General features: G+C 73.2%; 15 protein-coding genes. 6 read left to right on the plus strand and 9 right to left on the minus strand.

From position 1 onward, the window contains the following. From IE258_RS39350 to IE258_RS39360, 3 genes are all read right to left on the minus strand, one after another. On the minus strand, positions 1–785 hold a 785-nt coding region (locus IE258_RS39350; RefSeq protein ID WP_308434245.1), incomplete at its 3' end, for a biotin/lipoyl-containing protein. A 63-nt stretch (positions 786–848) separates the two neighbouring features. Then, the gene (lpdA, locus tag IE258_RS39355; RefSeq protein ID WP_162833074.1) at positions 849–2,237 is read right to left on the minus strand and encodes a dihydrolipoyl dehydrogenase; all 1,389 of its coding nucleotides are present in this window, start codon (positions 2,235–2,237) and stop codon (positions 849–851) included. A gap of 457 nt (positions 2,238–2,694) precedes the next feature. After that, positions 2,695–4,227: a leucyl aminopeptidase gene (locus tag IE258_RS39360; RefSeq protein ID WP_189750600.1), complete on the minus strand. Its 1,533-nt coding sequence runs from the start codon at positions 4,225–4,227 to the stop codon at positions 2,695–2,697. Between the two features lie 251 nt (positions 4,228–4,478). Here IE258_RS39360 and IE258_RS39365 point away from each other — a divergent pair, with 251 nt between their 5' ends. Then, entirely contained in the window at positions 4,479–5,267 is a 789-nt protein-coding gene (locus tag IE258_RS39365) for an endo alpha-1,4 polygalactosaminidase (protein WP_189750601.1), read from the plus strand. A 9-nt stretch (positions 5,268–5,276) separates the two neighbouring features. Here IE258_RS39365 and IE258_RS39370 read toward each other — a convergent pair whose 3' ends face one another. Continuing rightward, the gene (locus IE258_RS39370; protein WP_189750602.1) at positions 5,277–6,059 is read right to left on the minus strand and encodes an adenosylcobinamide-GDP ribazoletransferase; all 783 of its coding nucleotides are present in this window, start codon (positions 6,057–6,059) and stop codon (positions 5,277–5,279) included. A 60-nt stretch (positions 6,060–6,119) separates the two neighbouring features. Between IE258_RS39370 and IE258_RS39375 the strand changes: the two genes are divergently transcribed. Further along, on the plus strand, positions 6,120–6,860 hold the full coding sequence (locus tag IE258_RS39375) for a hypothetical protein (RefSeq protein ID WP_189750603.1): 741 nt from the start codon (positions 6,120–6,122) through the stop codon (positions 6,858–6,860). Between the two features lie 350 nt (positions 6,861–7,210). Here IE258_RS39375 and cobT read toward each other — a convergent pair whose 3' ends face one another. Then, entirely contained in the window at positions 7,211–8,284 is a 1,074-nt protein-coding gene (gene cobT / locus IE258_RS39380; RefSeq protein WP_189750604.1) for a nicotinate-nucleotide--dimethylbenzimidazole phosphoribosyltransferase, read from the minus strand. Positions 8,285–8,651: 367 nt separating this feature from the next. Between cobT and IE258_RS39385 the strand changes: the two genes are divergently transcribed. Continuing rightward, positions 8,652–9,158 (plus strand): methyltransferase domain-containing protein, encoded by a 507-nt coding sequence (locus tag IE258_RS39385; RefSeq protein ID WP_229892731.1) that lies wholly within the window; start codon positions 8,652–8,654, stop codon positions 9,156–9,158. On the opposite strand, the gene IE258_RS39390 is transcribed toward IE258_RS39385, so the two are convergent. After that, positions 9,147–10,346, minus strand: coding sequence for a bifunctional adenosylcobinamide kinase/adenosylcobinamide-phosphate guanylyltransferase (locus tag IE258_RS39390; RefSeq protein ID WP_159330640.1), 1,200 nt, complete (start codon positions 10,344–10,346; stop codon positions 9,147–9,149). The two genes, IE258_RS39385 and IE258_RS39390, sit on opposite strands and share 12 nt — an antisense overlap. A 195-nt stretch (positions 10,347–10,541) precedes the next feature. On the opposite strand from IE258_RS39390, the gene IE258_RS39395 reads away from it, so the two are divergent. Further along, positions 10,542–10,790 (plus strand): hypothetical protein, encoded by a 249-nt coding sequence (locus IE258_RS39395; protein WP_159330638.1) that lies wholly within the window; start codon positions 10,542–10,544, stop codon positions 10,788–10,790. A gap of 44 nt (positions 10,791–10,834) precedes the next feature. Here IE258_RS39395 and IE258_RS39400 read toward each other — a convergent pair whose 3' ends face one another. From IE258_RS39400 to IE258_RS39410, 3 genes are all read right to left on the minus strand, one after another. Further along, complete coding sequence (locus tag IE258_RS39400) at positions 10,835–11,923, minus strand: S1C family serine protease (RefSeq protein ID WP_189750606.1); 1,089 nt, start codon at positions 11,921–11,923, stop codon at positions 10,835–10,837. 74 nt (positions 11,924–11,997) lie between these two features. Then, positions 11,998–12,699 carry a class I SAM-dependent methyltransferase gene (locus tag IE258_RS39405; RefSeq protein WP_189750607.1) on the minus strand — a complete coding sequence of 234 codons (702 nt, stop codon included), beginning with the start codon at positions 12,697–12,699 and terminating at the stop codon, positions 11,998–12,000. An 83-nt stretch (positions 12,700–12,782) separates the two neighbouring features. Then, positions 12,783–13,421, minus strand: a complete 639-nt coding sequence (locus IE258_RS39410; protein ID WP_189750616.1) for a DUF3043 domain-containing protein — start codon at positions 13,419–13,421, stop codon at positions 12,783–12,785. Between the two features lie 284 nt (positions 13,422–13,705). Here IE258_RS39410 and IE258_RS39415 point away from each other — a divergent pair, with 284 nt between their 5' ends. Next, on the plus strand, positions 13,706–14,503 hold the full coding sequence (locus tag IE258_RS39415) for a PspA/IM30 family protein (RefSeq protein ID WP_258009197.1): 798 nt from the start codon (positions 13,706–13,708) through the stop codon (positions 14,501–14,503). A gap of 21 nt (positions 14,504–14,524) precedes the next feature. After that, positions 14,525–14,809 (plus strand): PspA-associated protein PspAA, encoded by a 285-nt coding sequence (gene pspAA, locus IE258_RS39420; protein ID WP_189750608.1) that lies wholly within the window; start codon positions 14,525–14,527, stop codon positions 14,807–14,809. Positions 14,810–14,914 lie beyond the last annotated feature (105 nt).

Raw genomic sequence — 14,914 nt, forward strand, 5'->3', positions numbered from 1 at the left:
GGCGAGATCGCGCTCGGCACGGCACTGCTTCTTCCGGTCGTGCCGACGGCACTCGCCGGGGCCGGAGCGGCCTGCGCGGGAGCCGGGGCCGGAGCGGCCGGAGCCGGGGTGGGCTCGGGCTGGGCCGGGGCCGCGGGGGCGGCCGGGGCCGCCGCCGGGGCGGCACCCGCCGCACCGATGACGGCGAGCTTGGCGCCGACCTCGGCCGTCTCGTCCTCGCCGACCACGATCTCCAGCAGCGTGCCGGAGGCGGGGGCCGGGATCTCGGTGTCGACCTTGTCCGTCGACACCTCGAGCAGCGGCTCGTCCTCCTCGACGCTGTCACCGACCGACTTCAGCCAGCGGGTGACGGTGCCCTCGGTGACGGACTCGCCGAGCGCGGGCAGGACCACGTCCGTGCCCTCGGCGGAGCCGCCTGCGGCGGCGTCGGCGGTGGGAGCGGGCGCCGGGGCGGCCTGCTCGGTGGAGGGGGCGGCCGGGGCGGGCTCGGGGGCCGGCTCGGCGACCTGCTCGGCCTGCGGGGCCGGCGCGGCGGCGGGGGCGCCGCTGCCGTCGTCGATCAGCGCCAGCTCGGCGCCGACCTCGACGGTCTCGTCCTCGGCGACCTTGATGGAGGACAGCACGCCCGAGGCGGGGGCCGGGATCTCGGTGTCGACCTTGTCGGTCGAGACCTCGAGCAACGGCTCGTCGGCCTCGACGCGCTCACCCTCGGCCTTCAGCCAACGGGTGACGGTGCCCTCGGTGACGCTCTCGCCGAGCGCCGGAAGGGTTACGGAAACCGCCATGGTTTCGGTTGCTCCTTACGAAAGTGCGGAAGTCTGTGTCGTCGCGCCCGAAGACCGAAGCGGTCAGTCGTGCATGTGGAGCGGCTTGCCGGCCAGCGCCAGGTGGGCCTCGCCGAGCGCCTCGTTCTGCGTCGGGTGGGCGTGGATGAGCTGGGCCACCTCGGCCGGCAGCGCCTCCCAGTTGTAGATCAGCTGCGCCTCGCCGACCTGCTCGCCCATGCGGTCGCCGACCATGTGGACGCCGACCACGGCACCGTCCTTGACCTGGACCAGCTTGATCTCGCCGGCGGTCTTGAGGATGCGGCTCTTGCCGTTGCCGCCCAGGGGGAACTTGATCGAGACGACCTTGTCCGCGCCGTAGACCTCCTTCGCCTTGGCCTCGGTGAGACCGACGGAGGCGACCTCCGGGTGGCAGTACGTCACCCGCGGCACGCCGTCGTAGTCGACCGGCACGGTCTTCAGGCCGGCGAGCCGCTCCGCCACCAGGATGCCCTCGGCGAAGCCGACGTGCGCGAGCTGGAGGGTGGGAACGAGGTCACCGACGGCGGAGATGGTCGGGACGTTGGTCCGCATGTACTCGTCGACGAGGACGAAGCCGCGGTCCGTCGCGACGCCGTTCTCCTCGTAGCCCAGGCCCTGCGAGACCGGGCCGCGGCCGATGGCGACGAGCAGGACCTCGGCCTCGAACTCCTTGCCGTCGGCGAGGGTGACCTTGACGCCGTCCTGGGTGTACTCGGCCTTCTGGAAGAAGGTGCCCAGGTTGAACTTGATGCCGCGCTTGCGGAAGGCGCGCTCCAGGAGCTTGGAGCTGTTCTCGTCCTCGACCGGGACGAGGTGCTTGAGGCCCTCGATGACCGTGACCTCGGAACCGAAGGACTTCCACGCGGAGGCGAACTCGACGCCGATGACGCCGCCGCCCAGCACGATCGCGGACTTCGGCACGCGGTCGAGCGTGAGGGCGTGGTCCGAGGAGATGATCCGGTTGCCGTCGATCTCCAGGCCCGGCAGCGTCTTCGGCACGGAGCCGGTCGCGAGCAGGACGTGGCGGCCCTGGACACGCTGGCCGTTGACGTCGACGGAGGTGGGGGAGGAGAGCCGGCCCTCACCCTCGATGTACGTGATCTTGCGGGAGGCGACCAGACCCTGCAGGCCCTTGTACAGGCCGGCGATCACCTCGTCCTTGTACTTGTGCACGCCGGCCATGTCGACGCCCTCGAAGGACGTCTTGACGCCGAACTGCTCGCTCTCGCGGGACTGGTCGGCGACCTCGCCCGCGTGGAGCAGGGCCTTGGTGGGGATGCAACCGTTGTGCAGGCAGGTGCCGCCAAGCTTGTTCTTCTCGATCAGGGCGACGTCCAGGCCCAGCTGCGCCCCGCGCAGGGCCGCGGCGTAACCACCGCTGCCACCGCCGAGGATCACTAGGTCGAAAACGGTGCTGGCGTCGTTCGCCACGTCACGTCCTCCATGCATGTGCGCCACGCCGGTCTCCAGTGACCGGTCGGCGGCTGGTGTCCGGCCGCTCTTTGTTCTCGGCCCTTGGGTGGGCCCTGTCCTGCCGGGCTCCATCTTCGCACTTGTGAGAGGCGAACGAGACGTGGGGCCGGGGTGTGAGACACCCCACGTTCACGCGAGCGGGTTCCCTACGGTTCATTTGTGCCGACGCCAGCGGCTCCGCCGCGTGGGCGCGACGCCCTGCGGTTCTTTCTGGCCGACGCCGGGACGGCCAACCAAGGGGTGCGGGGCTGTGCTGGTCTGCGGCTTCGCCGCGTGGGCGCGACGCCCGGCGGTTCTTTCTGGCCGACGCCGGGACAGCCAACCAAGGGGCGCGGGGAACTGCGCGACGAGCCACGACGGGCCCGCAGCCGCACGATCACCCGCGCCCCGAACCCCTTAGGCGCCCCCGGCCCAGCTAGCCCAGCTCACCCGCAGCCGCCAGCTCGGCAACCCGCACCAGCGTCCGCACCGCCGTCCCCGTGCCGCCCTTCGGCGTGTACCCGAACGGCCCGCCCTCGTTGAAGGCCGGACCCGCGATGTCCAGGTGCGCCCAGGTGATGCCCTCGCCGACGAACTCCCGCAGGAACAGACCGGCCACCAGACCGCCGCCCATCCGCTCGCCCATGTTCGCGATGTCCGCGGTCGGCGAGTCCATGCCCTTGCGCAGGTGCTCCGGCAGCGGCATCGGCCACGCCGGCTCGCCGGACTCCTCCGCCGCCTCGTGCACCGCGGAGCGGAACGCGTCGTCGTTCGCCATGATCCCGTACGTACGGCTGCCCAGCGCCAGCATCATCGCGCCCGTCAGGGTCGCCACGTCGATGATCGCGTCCGGCTTCTCCTGCGAGGCCGCCCACAGCGCGTCGGCGAGCACGAGCCGGCCCTCCGCGTCGGTGTTGAGTACCTCCACCGTCTTGCCGCTGTACATGCGCAGCACGTCACCCGGGCGCGTCGCGGAGCCCGACGGCATGTTCTCGGCCAGCGCCAGCCAGCCGGTCACGTTGACCTCCAGGCCGAGCCGCGCGGCGGAGACCACCGCGGCGAACACGGCGGCGGCACCGGCCATGTCGCACTTCATCGTCTCGTTGTGCCCGGCCGGCTTCAGCGAGATGCCGCCCGAGTCGTAGGTGATGCCCTTGCCGACGAAGGCGAGGGACTTCTTCGCCTTGGGCGAGGTGTACGACAGCTTGACCAGCCGCGGACCCGACGCCGAACCGGCGCCGACGCCGAGGATGCCGCCGTAGCCGCCCTTGGTCAGCGCCTTCTCGTCGAGCACCTGCACCTTGATGCCGTGCTCCTTGGCCGCGGCCTGCGCGACCGCCGCGAACGCCTCCGGGTTCAGGTCGTTCGGCGGGGTGTTGACCAGGTCGCGGGCGCGGTTCAGCTCCTCGGCGACGGCCGCGGCACGCTCGATCGCCGCCTTGTACGCCTTGTCGCGGGGCTTGCCGCCGAGCAGCACGGCCTCCGCGAGCGGGGCCTTGCCGTTGCCCTTGGCGGCCTTGGTCTCCTTCGCGGACTCCTTGTACGCGTCGAAGGAGTACGCGCCGAGCAGCACACCCTCGGCGACGACACCGGCGTCGGCGGCCTCGGCGAGCGGCAGGGCGAAGGCGGCCTTCTTGGCGCCGGCCAGGGCGCGGGCGGCCGCACCGGCGGCCCGGCGCAGCGACTCGGCGTCGAAACCGGCGTCCTTCTCGGGCTCGGCACCGAGGCCCACCGCCACCACGACGGGCGCCTTGAAGCCGGACGGAGCGGGCAGCTTCGTCACCTCGCCCTCGGAGCCGGAGGCGCCGAGGGTCTCCAGGACGGCGGCGAGCCGGCCGTCGTACGCCTTGTCCACGGCCTCGGCGCCCGGGGCGACGGACGGGCCGCCTGCGCCCTTGGCGACGCCGATCACGATCGCGTCGGCCCGGAGGCCGGGCGCCGCGGCGGTGGAGAGAGTGAGAGCAGTCACGGTGGTGAAATCTCGCTTCCGTATGAAGTCTGGTGTGGCCGAATGCGGGTGGGTCGACCGGGCCCGACATCCGACCCTAGATCCCTCCTGCGATGCGGTCCTCGCCTGGGCAGGCGAACACTCGGCACGAGCCTACGCTCGCGCCCGGCCGCACTCCCTCCCGCGGGGCCGCGGTTTCCCCACCGGAGGGACCATGGGAGATCATTCCGGGGGTACGCCGCCCACCCCTCCCGCACTCTGGAGCACTTCCCGTGAGACGCCCGGTCCTGTCGACAGCCCTCCTCCTGCCGCTGCTCGCGGGCTGCACGACGGCCCCCGGTGACGACGGCGGGCCGGCCGCCGGCCACTGGCGGCCGACGCCGGGCACCGCCTGGCAGTGGCAGCTCAGCGGCAAGCTCGACACCTCCGTCGACGTACCCGTCTACGACATCGACGGCTTCGACCACGACGAGGCGACGGTCGCCGGGCTGCACGACGACGGACGCAAGGTCATCTGCTACGTCTCCACCGGCGCCTGGGAGGACTTCCGGCCCGACGCCGACGACTTCCCGGCGGCCGTGCTCGGCAAGGGCAACGGCTGGGAGGGCGAGCGGTGGTTGGACATCCGCGCGACGGACGTCCTGGAGCCGCTGATGGCCGAACGCCTCGACATGTGCCGCGAGAAGGGCTTCGACGCGGTCGAGCCGGACAACATGGACGGCTACAAGAACGACACCGGCTTTCCGCTCACCGGCGACGACCAGCTCCGCTACAACCGGCTGATCGCGAAGCTCGCCCACGACCGCGGGATGGCCGTCGGTCTGAAGAACGACCTGGACCAGATCCCGGAGCTGGTCGACGACTTCGACTTCGCCGTCAACGAGCAGTGCGCCCAGTACGGCGAGTGCGCCGACAACCAGCCGTTCGTCGACGCGGACAAGGCGGTCTTCCACGTCGAGTACGAGCTGCCGACGGAACGCTTCTGCGCCGACTCCCGTGAGCTGCGGCTCAGTTCGATGCTGAAGAAGTACGAACTGGATGCGTGGCGGGAGGCCTGCTGAGTCCCTGACTCAACCGAGGGCGAGGACCACGAGGGCGGTGGTGGCCGCCGTCTCCGCGACGCCGCCGAAGACGTCGCCCGTGACGCCGCCGAAGCGGCGGACGCAGTGCCGCAGCAGGAGTTCGGCGGCGGTGATCGCGCACCCTACGGCGAGCGCCGTGCGCAGTGCGTCGTACGGGCCCAGGAACGCGCCCGCCGCGGCGCCGGCCAGGGTGACGACCGCCGCGGCGGCCAGCGCCCCGCCGACCGGGACCACCCCGGCGACCGCCGCGCCCAGTCCCTCCGGGCGGGCGGCCGGCACTCCGGTCCGGGCCGCCGTCGTGAGCGCCAGCCGGGCGGCCGTCGCCGACACCACGGCGGCGAGCGCTCCCCGGGTCCACGAGCCGTCGTAGGCATGGGCGAGGGCGGCCACCTGGGCCAGCAGCGTGAACAGCAGAGTGAGCACGCCGAACGGTCCGATGTCCGACTGCTTCATGATCTGCAGGGCGTCCTCGGCGGGCTTGCCGCTGCCCAGTCCGTCGGCGGTGTCGGCCAGCCCGTCCAGGTGCAGTCCGCGGGTGAGTACGGCGGGGACGGCGGCCGTGGCGACCGCCGCCAGCAGGGTCCCGGCGCCCAGGACGAGCAGCAGGAGCCCGACGCCCGCGGCGAGGACGCCCACGGTCAGTCCGGCCAGCGGCGCCCACAGCATGCCGCCGCGCGCGGCGGGCCGGTCCCAGCGGGTGACCTTGACCGGGAGCACGGTGAGGGTGCCGAAGGCGAAACGGAGGCCGTCGGGGGAGGGGGTCCTGAGCACCGGCGCAGACTACCCGGCGGTCGGCGGGGCGTTGACGGGTCTCGGGGATAAAGTGCGCATATGGGAGATTGGTGGCAGCGCAACATCATGGAACCGGGCAAGCTGCCGCTGCTCCTCGCGCTGACGGCGTTCGTGCTGACGTTCGTGATCACCCGGGTCATCACCCGACTGATCCGGGCGGGCAAGGGACCCTTCGGGAACGTCAAGGCGGGCGGGGTGCACATCCACCACGTGGTTCCCGGGGTCGTCCTCACCGTCGTCGGCGGGTTCGGCGCGGTGGCCGGTGGGCGGCACGGGTTCGGGTCGGCGCTCGCGGCGGTGGTCTTCGGGGTCGGGGCGGGGCTCGTGCTGGACGAGTTCGCGCTGATCCTGCACCTCGACGACGTGTACTGGAGCGAGGCGGGGCGCAAGAGCGTGGAGGTCGTGGTGCTCACCGCGGCGCTGGTCGGGCTGGTGCTGGCGGGGTTCACGCCGTTCGGTGTCGACGGGATGTCCCAGGACGAGTTGCAGGACCGCGCGAACGTCATCGCGACCGTCGCGGGGAACTTCTTCTTCTCCCTTCTCGCCCTGGCCAAGGGCAAGGCGCGGCTGGCGATCTTCGGGGTCATCGTGCCCGTGATCGCCCTGATCGGCGCGGTCCGGCTGGCCCGTCCCGGGTCCCCGTGGGCCCGCCGCTTCTACGCCCGTCGGCCGCGCGCCCGCGCGAGGGCACGGCTGCGCGCCTACCACCACGACCGCCGCTGGTCCGGGCCGCGCCGCGTCGTCCAGGACTGGATCGGCGGCCGCCCGGACCCACGGTGAGGACGCCTGCGGCGCCTGTGCGGGTTCGGTGGGGGTGCGCGTAGCGCGGTGCGTGGGGTGGGTGGGTCGGGGCCGCGCCGGGGGGTGTTCGTCCTCGGAACGGCGCGGAATCGGTTGGCTACGGGGGCTCGGGGCGTTGACGCGCCAACCGCTGCGGGCGAACACCCCCCGACACGTCCCCTTCCCGCCGTACGCGCCTGCGGGCCGTCGCCCCCTAGCCGCGGGCAGTCGTGCCGCTGGGGCGGCACGGGTGGGCGTGGCGGCACCCCGGCAGCGCCGGGCCACGCGACCCACCCCCGCGGCCACATCCGCGCCGGGTGGCCAAGGAACCCCGGTTTGCCGAACCGCGTTCACTCGCCCCCGGTCACGGCCTCACCGTCGGGGATCTCCGGCAGGTCCGCCGCCAAGGACGCCGCCGCCTGGACCAACGGCAGCGCCAGCAAACCGCCCGCGCCCTCGCCCACCTTCACGCCCTGGGTCAGCAGCGGCTCCATGGCCATCCGGTCCAGCGCCTTCGCCTGCCCCGGCTCCCCGCTGTCGTGCGCGGCCAGCCACCAGTCCGGCGCCCGGAAGGCGACCCGCTGCCCGACCAGCGCGCACGCCGCCGTCACGACGCCGTCCAGGATCACCGGCATCTTCCGCACCGCGCTCTGCAGCAGGAAGCCCGTCATGGCCGTGAGGTCCGCGCCGCCGACCGTGGCGAGGAGTTGCAGCTGGTCGCCGAGGACGGGACGCGCGCGACGCAGCGCGTCACGGATCGCCGCGCACTTGCGCATCCAGGCCAGGTCGTCGATCGGCAGCCCGCCCCGGCCGGTGACGACCGACGCGTCCGTCCCGCACAGCGCGGCGACCAGCACACCCGCCGCGGTCGTACCGCCCACGCTCACGTCGCCGAGCACCACCAGGTCCGTGCCCGAGTCGGCCTCCTCGTCGGCCACCGCCATCCCGGCCCGGAAGGCGGCCTCCGCCTCCTCGAGGGTCAGCGCGTCCTCGATGTCGATGCGGCCGCCGCCCCGCCGCACCCGGTGGCCCGCCACCTCCGCCGGCAGCGTCTCCGGGTCGCAGTCCAGGGCCATGTCGACGACGCGCACGGGTACGTCCAGGCGCCCGGCGAGCACCGACACCGGCCGGCCGCCCTCCAGTACCTCGCGCACCAGTTCGCCGGCGCCGCCCGCCGGCCGCGCCGACACACCCAGTTCGGCAACCTTGTGGTCACCGGCGAAGAGCACCACGCGGGGGCGGACGACCGGCCGTACCGGCACGGCGGACTGGGCTGCCGACAGCCACTCGCCCAGGTCGTCGAGGCGGCCCAGCGATCCGGGCGGAACGACCTGACGCTCCCGGCGCGCCTCCGCGTCGCGGCGTACCCCGCCGTCGGGGCGCTCGATCAGGTCGGTGAAGTCGTCGAGATTCAGCGAGCTCATTCGCCGAACAGTACCGGCCCCCGTCGAACCCGAAGGAGGGCCCGTGGGCAGCGCGCCCGGGCGGCGTCGTTGCACCCCGCAGCGCCCGCACCTACGTAACGTTTTGCCTGGAATGTCGTACGTGGCCATGTTCGTCTCGCGTCGGGAGCCGCCCGTGTCCGGAACCTCCGTCCCCTCGGTGCCTCCCGTCCCCCCGTACGGGCCGTATCGCGAGGACTGTCCCTGGTGCGGCTCCCGGCGGCTGCGCGGCCGGCCGCGCGGTGCCGGGCCGCGGCAGGGAGCGCCGCACCGGTCTCCGGTCGAGCGGTGCTCGGACTGTCGGCACGCCTTCCGGAATCCGCCGCTCACGCCCGGGCCCGAACACCCCGTGGTCCGGGCCGGTGTCCGGATCGGGTACGTGCTGGCCGCCCGGGCCATGGCCCGCCGCTGTCCCGAGCCCGAGAGCTGGCTGGACGTCGGCACCGGGGACGCCGACTTCCCGCGGGCCGCCCGGGCGTACTTCCCGTACACCTCGTTCGACGGCCTCGATCCCACCCGTCGGGTGCTGCGGGCCCGCGCCGTCGAGCGGGTGGAGGAGGCGCTCGTCGGGCGCCTGACGGATCATCATGTGGCGGTGCGGGTGCGGGAGCGCTACGACGTCGTCAGCCTCTTCCAGTACCTGGAGCGGGTTGCGGACCCGCGGGCCGAACTGCGGGCCGCGCTGGCAGCGCTGCGGCCCGGCGGGCATCTGCTCGTCGACGTGGCCGACCCGCGCCGCATGGTGCCGGTGCACCCCGTCGGGCTGGGCGCCGAACTCGTGGCCCAGGGCTGCACGGTCCTCACCGGCACCCGGGGGCACCGCGTCATCGCGCGCAAGGACGCCTCAGCCCCGTAGCACCAGGGCCTGGCCCGCCACCACGAGCAGGACCTGCTCGCACTCGGCGGCGAACGCCGCGTTCAGGCGGCCGAGTTCGTCGCGGTAGCGGCGGCCGGAGGCCGTGGCCGGGACGATGCCCGAGCCGACCTCGTTCGACACCGCCACCAGCGTGCGCCGGGTGGCGCGGACCGCGTCCGTCAGCTCCCGTACCCGGGCCCCCAGCGCCCGTTCGCCGCCGTCGGCCCACTCCGCGTCGTCCCACGCGCCGACCGCGTCCATCGCGTCCGTCAGCCACAGGGACAGGCAGTCGACGAGCAGGGGCGGGCCCTCGTCCTTCAGGAGGGGGACCAGGTCGCAGGTCTCGGCGGTGCGCCACGAACCGGGGCGGCGCTCCCGGTGCGCGCTGACCCGGGCCGCCCATTCGGTGTCGCCGCCCCGGGAACCGCCGGTGGCGACGTAGAGCACGTCGGGGAAGGACTCCAGCCGGCGTTCCGCCTCCACCGACTTGCCCGACCGGGCGCCGCCCAGTACGAGGGTGCGCCGCGGTACGTCGGGCACGTCCTCGTACGAGCCCACCGCCAGCGTCGTGCCGTCCGGCACCGCCCGCGCGCCCGCCGCCGCGAGCCGCCGCGCCAGCTCCCGGCCCGGCGGCACGTCGTGGTCCAGGTGGACGGCGACGACGTCCGTGGTCGGGCCCGCCGCGCCCACCGCCCGCAGCTTCGCCAGCGCGTCCGGCCGCCCCACGACGTCCGCGAGGACCAGGTCGTACGGCTCCGCGGGTTCCTCCAGCCCGGCCGGCGCGCCACCCGGCGGTACGTACAGGAGCCGTCGGCCGTCCGGGCCCGTCACCGCGTACCCGGTGCCGGGTGCGTCCAGCGCCACCGCCCGCACCCGGTGCCCGGTCAGCAGCGCCAGCTCCCGCCCGTCCGGCACCCGGCCCGGCTGCGGCAGCCCGGCCGGGACCTCCACGGCGGGGCCGTCGTGCGGATGGGAGAGCAGCACCTGCCGTACGCCGGCCAGGGAGCGCCCGGCCCGCGCCGCGGCGAAGGCCACGCCGGGCGTCAGGTCGAGCAGCAGCGCCCCGTCCACCAGCAGCGCGGTCGCGGCGCGCGCGTCCTCGCCCTGGGTCGCGGCACAGGCCGCGCAGGGACAGTCGGGGCGGGGCAGTCCCGCGGGGGCACCGGTGCCGAGCAGAGTCACGTCCACGCACCGATTTTCACCGGTCACCCGGCGACGTGCGCGCCCGAGTCCCCCCAAGGGGCGTGCGGCGGGGCCGTTCCCGTCACCGGATCTTGTCTCCCGGCCTTCTACGGAGTGCCCGGCCCAGCGCATAGGCTGCGGGCGGGGGCCGGACCAAGATCCGGCTTCCGCTCTGCATGTGCTCACATCTTGGAGGCGTACATGGCGGCATGGACGTGGCGGTTCGAGACGGCCGACGGGACGGAGGTCCCGCCCGCGGTGCAGCCCGAGGAGTTCACCACGCAAGGGGACGCCGAGTCCTGGATCGGGGAGCACTGGAAGGACCTCCAGGAGGGCGGCACCGACCAGGTGCGGCTCTTCGAGGACTCCACCGAGATCTACGGCCCGATGAGCCTGCACGCCGAGGAGGCGGAGGCCGAGGCCGAGGCGGAGGCGGGGACCGAGGCCTGAGGCCCCGGGGGACGGGGGCGGGGACGGGGGCGGCTTCGCCCCCGTCACTGCTCGCCGAGCGTCACCTCGGCCGTGTGCTCCTTGCCGACCCGGGTGTACGTCACCTTCGTCCGGTCGCCCGGCCGCATCGACGCCAGCGCCTCGGACAGCGAGGTGATGGTGGTGATGTCCGTGTCGCCGAGCTTCACGAGGACGTCCCCGGGGCGCAGACCGGCGTCGTCGGCGGCGCCGCCGTCGCTCACCTCGACGACGGCCACCCCGGCCGGGCGGTAGCTGTCGTCCACGACCGTACGGGCGGTGATGCCCAGCGCGGCCCGGCCCGAGTCGGTGACCTTGCCGTCCTTGACGATCTGCCCGGCCACCGTCGTCACCATCGACGCCGGGATCGCGAACCCGATGCCGGGGGCCGCACTGTCGCCGAGGCCCGGATCGGTGGCCGCCAGCGTCGGGATGCCGATCACCTGCCCGTCCAGATTCACCAGGGCGCCCCCGCTGTTGCCGGGGTTGATGGCCGCCGACGTCTGCACCATGTTGGCGATGGTCGCGCCCGTGCCGCCTCCGCTGCTGCCCTCGGTGACGGTCCGCCCGGTCGCCGACACGATGCCCTGCGTCACGCTGGAGGACAGGCCGAGCGGCGAGCCCATCGCCAGCACGATCTGCCCGACCTCCACCTTCGCGGAGTCCGCGAAACGGGCTGCCCTCATGCCCTCGGGCACCTTGTCGAGCTTGATGACCGCCAGGTCCTGCTCCGGGTAGGACGAGACCAGCTTCGCGGTCAGGGCGCCCTCGGCGCGGGCCGTGGTCACCCGGAAGGACCTGCCGTCCCCGACGACGTGCGCGTTGGTGACGATGTGCCCCTTGTCGTCGTACACGACCCCCGAGCCCAGCGAGTCGCCCGCCTGGATCTGCACCACCGACGGCAGTACGTTCTTGATCACCCGTTCGTAGTCCGCCTGCAGGTCGTTTGCGGCGCGTGGCGCCGCGGCCTGCGCCGTGTCGCCCTCCCGTGCGCTCCCCGAGTCGCGGTCCGTCCCCGAACCGCCGTCGGAACAGCCGGTCGCGAGCAGCAGGGAGCAGGCCAGGACGGCGATCGGAGCGAGCAGCCCGGGCAGACGGGCGCGGGAAGTGTCCATGGCCCGAGTCTCACCGGGCCCCGGCCTCCCGGCCCCCGGGGGACACCCGAACGGGCGCCCGGGGCGGACAGACCCTAGCCGCGCACCCCGCACAGGTGCAGCAGCGCCGCGACCGCGCGGTACGGGTCGGTCCGGCCGGCCCGCTCCTCGGCGGCCAGCAGCGCCTCCAGGTCGTCCGGGACCGGGGCCCCGTCGGGTGCCGTGTCCGTGAAGACCCGCACGCCGTACCAGGTGTGCAGCGGGGCGCCGATACCCGCGAGCTTCGCCGTCAGCGTCGCCAGCCGGTCCGCGCGGACGTCGAGGCCCAGGCGGTTGCGGTAGTTCGTGGTGTCGAAGGCGCCCAGCGCGCCCGTCCAGTCACCGTGCAGGCCGGGACGCAGCGCGAGCGCGTCGCCGTTGCGCACCACGAGCGACAGCAGTCCGCCGGGCGCGAGCATCCGGGCCAGCCCCGCGAGCAGCGGATCGGGCTCCTCGACGTACATGAGCACGCCGTGGCACAGCACCACGTCGAAGCTGCCGGGCAGGAAGTGCACGCCGGTGTCCCGGCCGTCGCCCTCGACGATCCGCATCCGCTCCCGGATGCCCTCCGGCTGGCCGGCCAGCGCCTCGCGCGCGGCCGCGATCATCGTCGCGTCCCGCTCCACGCCGGTCACCTGGTGCCCGGCCCGTGCCAGCCGCAGCGCCTGGGTGCCCTGGCCCATGCCGACGTCGAGCACGCGCAGCCGCCTGCCCACGGCGAAGCGCCCGGCTATCTGCTCGTCCAACTGCCGGGCCACCAACTCCTGCCGTACGACGTTGCGAAGCCCGGACAGCCCCGCTGTCCAGGCCTCGGCCGCGCCACCGGTGAACGGCGTCGTGCTCAGGGCCGCTCCCCGCGCTTGACCTGGGGCTTGGGCAGCCGCAGCCGGCGCATCTGGAGCGAGCGCATCAGCGCGTACGCGACCGCACCGCGGCGGCGCTCGTCCGGGAAGCGCTCGGCGAGCCGCTTCTTCAGCCGGAAGCCGGTGACGATCGAGTCCAGCACGATCAGCACGATCACGACCAGCCACAGCAGCAGCGCGACGTTCTGCAGCGAGGCAACCCGGATCATGCTCAGCACGAGGATGATCACGGCCATCGGCAGGAAGTACTCCGCGATGTTGAACCGCGAGTCGACGAAGTCACGGGCGAACTTGCGGACCGGGCCCTTGTCGCGGGCCGGCAGGTACCGCTCGTCGCCCTTGGCCAGCGCCTCGCGCTGCCGGGCCATCGCGGTCCGCCGCTCCTCGCGCTGCCGCTTGGCGGCGTCCTTGCGGGTCATCGGCGTATTGGCGACGCTGCGGCGCTGGGACTGGGCCACACTGCGCTTGGGCGTGGGCCTGCCCTTCGGGGCCTGCGGGTCACGGGGCTGATTGGAGTCGGTCACCTGCGCACTGACGGCGCTCTGGGCCTTCTCATCCTTGGCACGGCTACGGAACACAAAACCCAAGGGTACGTGGTGCCGGGGTGTGGACCCCAGTCCGGTGGGGAACGATCCGGCAACGCCGGACGTCTGTAAAGGGACAGAGTGGAAGTACGGAGCGGATGGTGCGTACGCCCCCGGACACCGGGACTTTCCGGACAACCCCGGGGAGCACCTACTCCCTGCGCCGGACGGGGAGCGTACGCAGTCGTCCTTGGGGATGAGCGCATCCGTCCCCGAACAGTGCGGTAATGGATGCAGGGCCCGTACTGTGGGTTCTGTTGCAGTCGCTGGAGCTGGAGTCGGTCAGAAGGGGGCGCGCGAAGCCCATGAGCGGTGTCATGAAGCGTATGGGGATGATCTTCCGCGCGAAGGCCAACAAGGCCCTTGACCGGGCCGAGGACCCGCGCGAAACCCTCGATTACTCGTACCAGAAACAGCTGGAGCTGCTGCAGAAGGTGCGCCGCGGCGTCGCCGACGTGGCGACCAGCCGCAAGCGGCTGGAGCTGCAGCTCAACCAGCTCCAGTCCCAGTCGGGCAAGCTGGAGGACCAGGGGCGCAAGGCGCTGGCGCTGGGCCGCGAGGACCTGGCCCGCGAGGCGCTGTCCCGGCGCGCCGCGCTCCAGCAGCAGGTCACCGACCTGGAGACGCAGCACGCCACGCTCCAGGGCGAGGAGGAGAAGCTCACCCTTGCGGCCCAGCGCCTCCAGGCCAAGGTGGACGCCTTCCGCACGAAGAAGGAGACCATCAAGGCCACCTACACGGCGGCCCAGGCGCAGACCCGCATCGGCGAGGCGTTCTCCGGCATCTCCGAGGAGATGGGCGACGTCGGCCTGGCCATCCAGCGGGCCGAGGACAAGACCGCCCAGCTTCAGGCCCGGGCCGGTGCCATCGACGAGCTGCTCGCCTCCGGTGCCCTCGACGACCAGTCCGGCATGCACAAGGACGACATCCAGGCCGAGCTGGACCGGCTCTCCGGTGGTACGGATGTAGAGCTGGAGCTGCAGCGCATGAAGGCCGAGCTGGCCGGGGGTTCCACCGCCGATCGCCAGGCCATCGAGGGCGGCCAGGGTCAGGGCCAGGCCCCGTCGCAGTCCCAGCAGCAGCCGCAGGACACCCCGCGCTTCGACAAGCAGTAGCCCACGCCTAGGAGGGCCGACATGATCGTACGGATCATGGGGGAGGGACAGCTGACGCTGGCCGACGGCCGGCTCGGTGAGCTGAACAAGCTGGACGACGAGCTCCTGGCCGAAATGGAGAACGGCGACGGCCCAGGCTTCCGCGCGACCCTCCAGGCCCTCCTGGCCAAGGTCCGCGAACTGGGCGAGCCCCTCCCGGACGACACCCTGGAGCCCTCCGACCTCATCCTCCCCTCCCCGGACGCCACCCTGGAGGAGGTCCGGGAACTCCTGAGCGACGACGGCCTCATCCCGGGCAGCGCCTGAGGGACGCCCTGTCGACGCGGGTCGGCATTTCCAGCCCGTCCGGCGTTTGAGGACGAGGCCCGTTCAGGGCCGAAGCGGGGTCTGGGGGCGCAGCCCCCAGCCAAC

The sequence above is a fragment of the Streptomyces tendae genome (genome assembly GCF_014650435.1).
GTDB classification, from domain to species: Bacteria; Actinomycetota; Actinomycetes; order Streptomycetales; family Streptomycetaceae; genus Streptomyces; species Streptomyces tendae.

Bases quoted from the DNA above. Each gene is read 5' to 3' on its own strand.
- IE258_RS39375 (WP_189750603.1), top strand. From the start codon at position 6,120: ATGGGAGATTGGTGGCAGCGCAACATCATGGAACCGGGCAAGCTGCCG.
- cobT (WP_189750604.1), bottom strand. From the start codon at position 8,284: ATGAGCTCGCTGAATCTCGACGACTTCACCGACCTGATCGAGCGCCCC.
- IE258_RS39395 (WP_159330638.1), top strand. From the start codon at position 10,542: ATGGCGGCATGGACGTGGCGGTTCGAGACGGCCGACGGGACGGAGGTC.
- IE258_RS39400 (WP_189750606.1), bottom strand. From the start codon at position 11,923: ATGGACACTTCCCGCGCCCGTCTGCCCGGGCTGCTCGCTCCGATCGCC.
- IE258_RS39415 (WP_258009197.1), top strand. From the start codon at position 13,706: ATGAAGCGTATGGGGATGATCTTCCGCGCGAAGGCCAACAAGGCCCTT.
- pspAA (WP_189750608.1), top strand. From the start codon at position 14,525: ATGATCGTACGGATCATGGGGGAGGGACAGCTGACGCTGGCCGACGGC.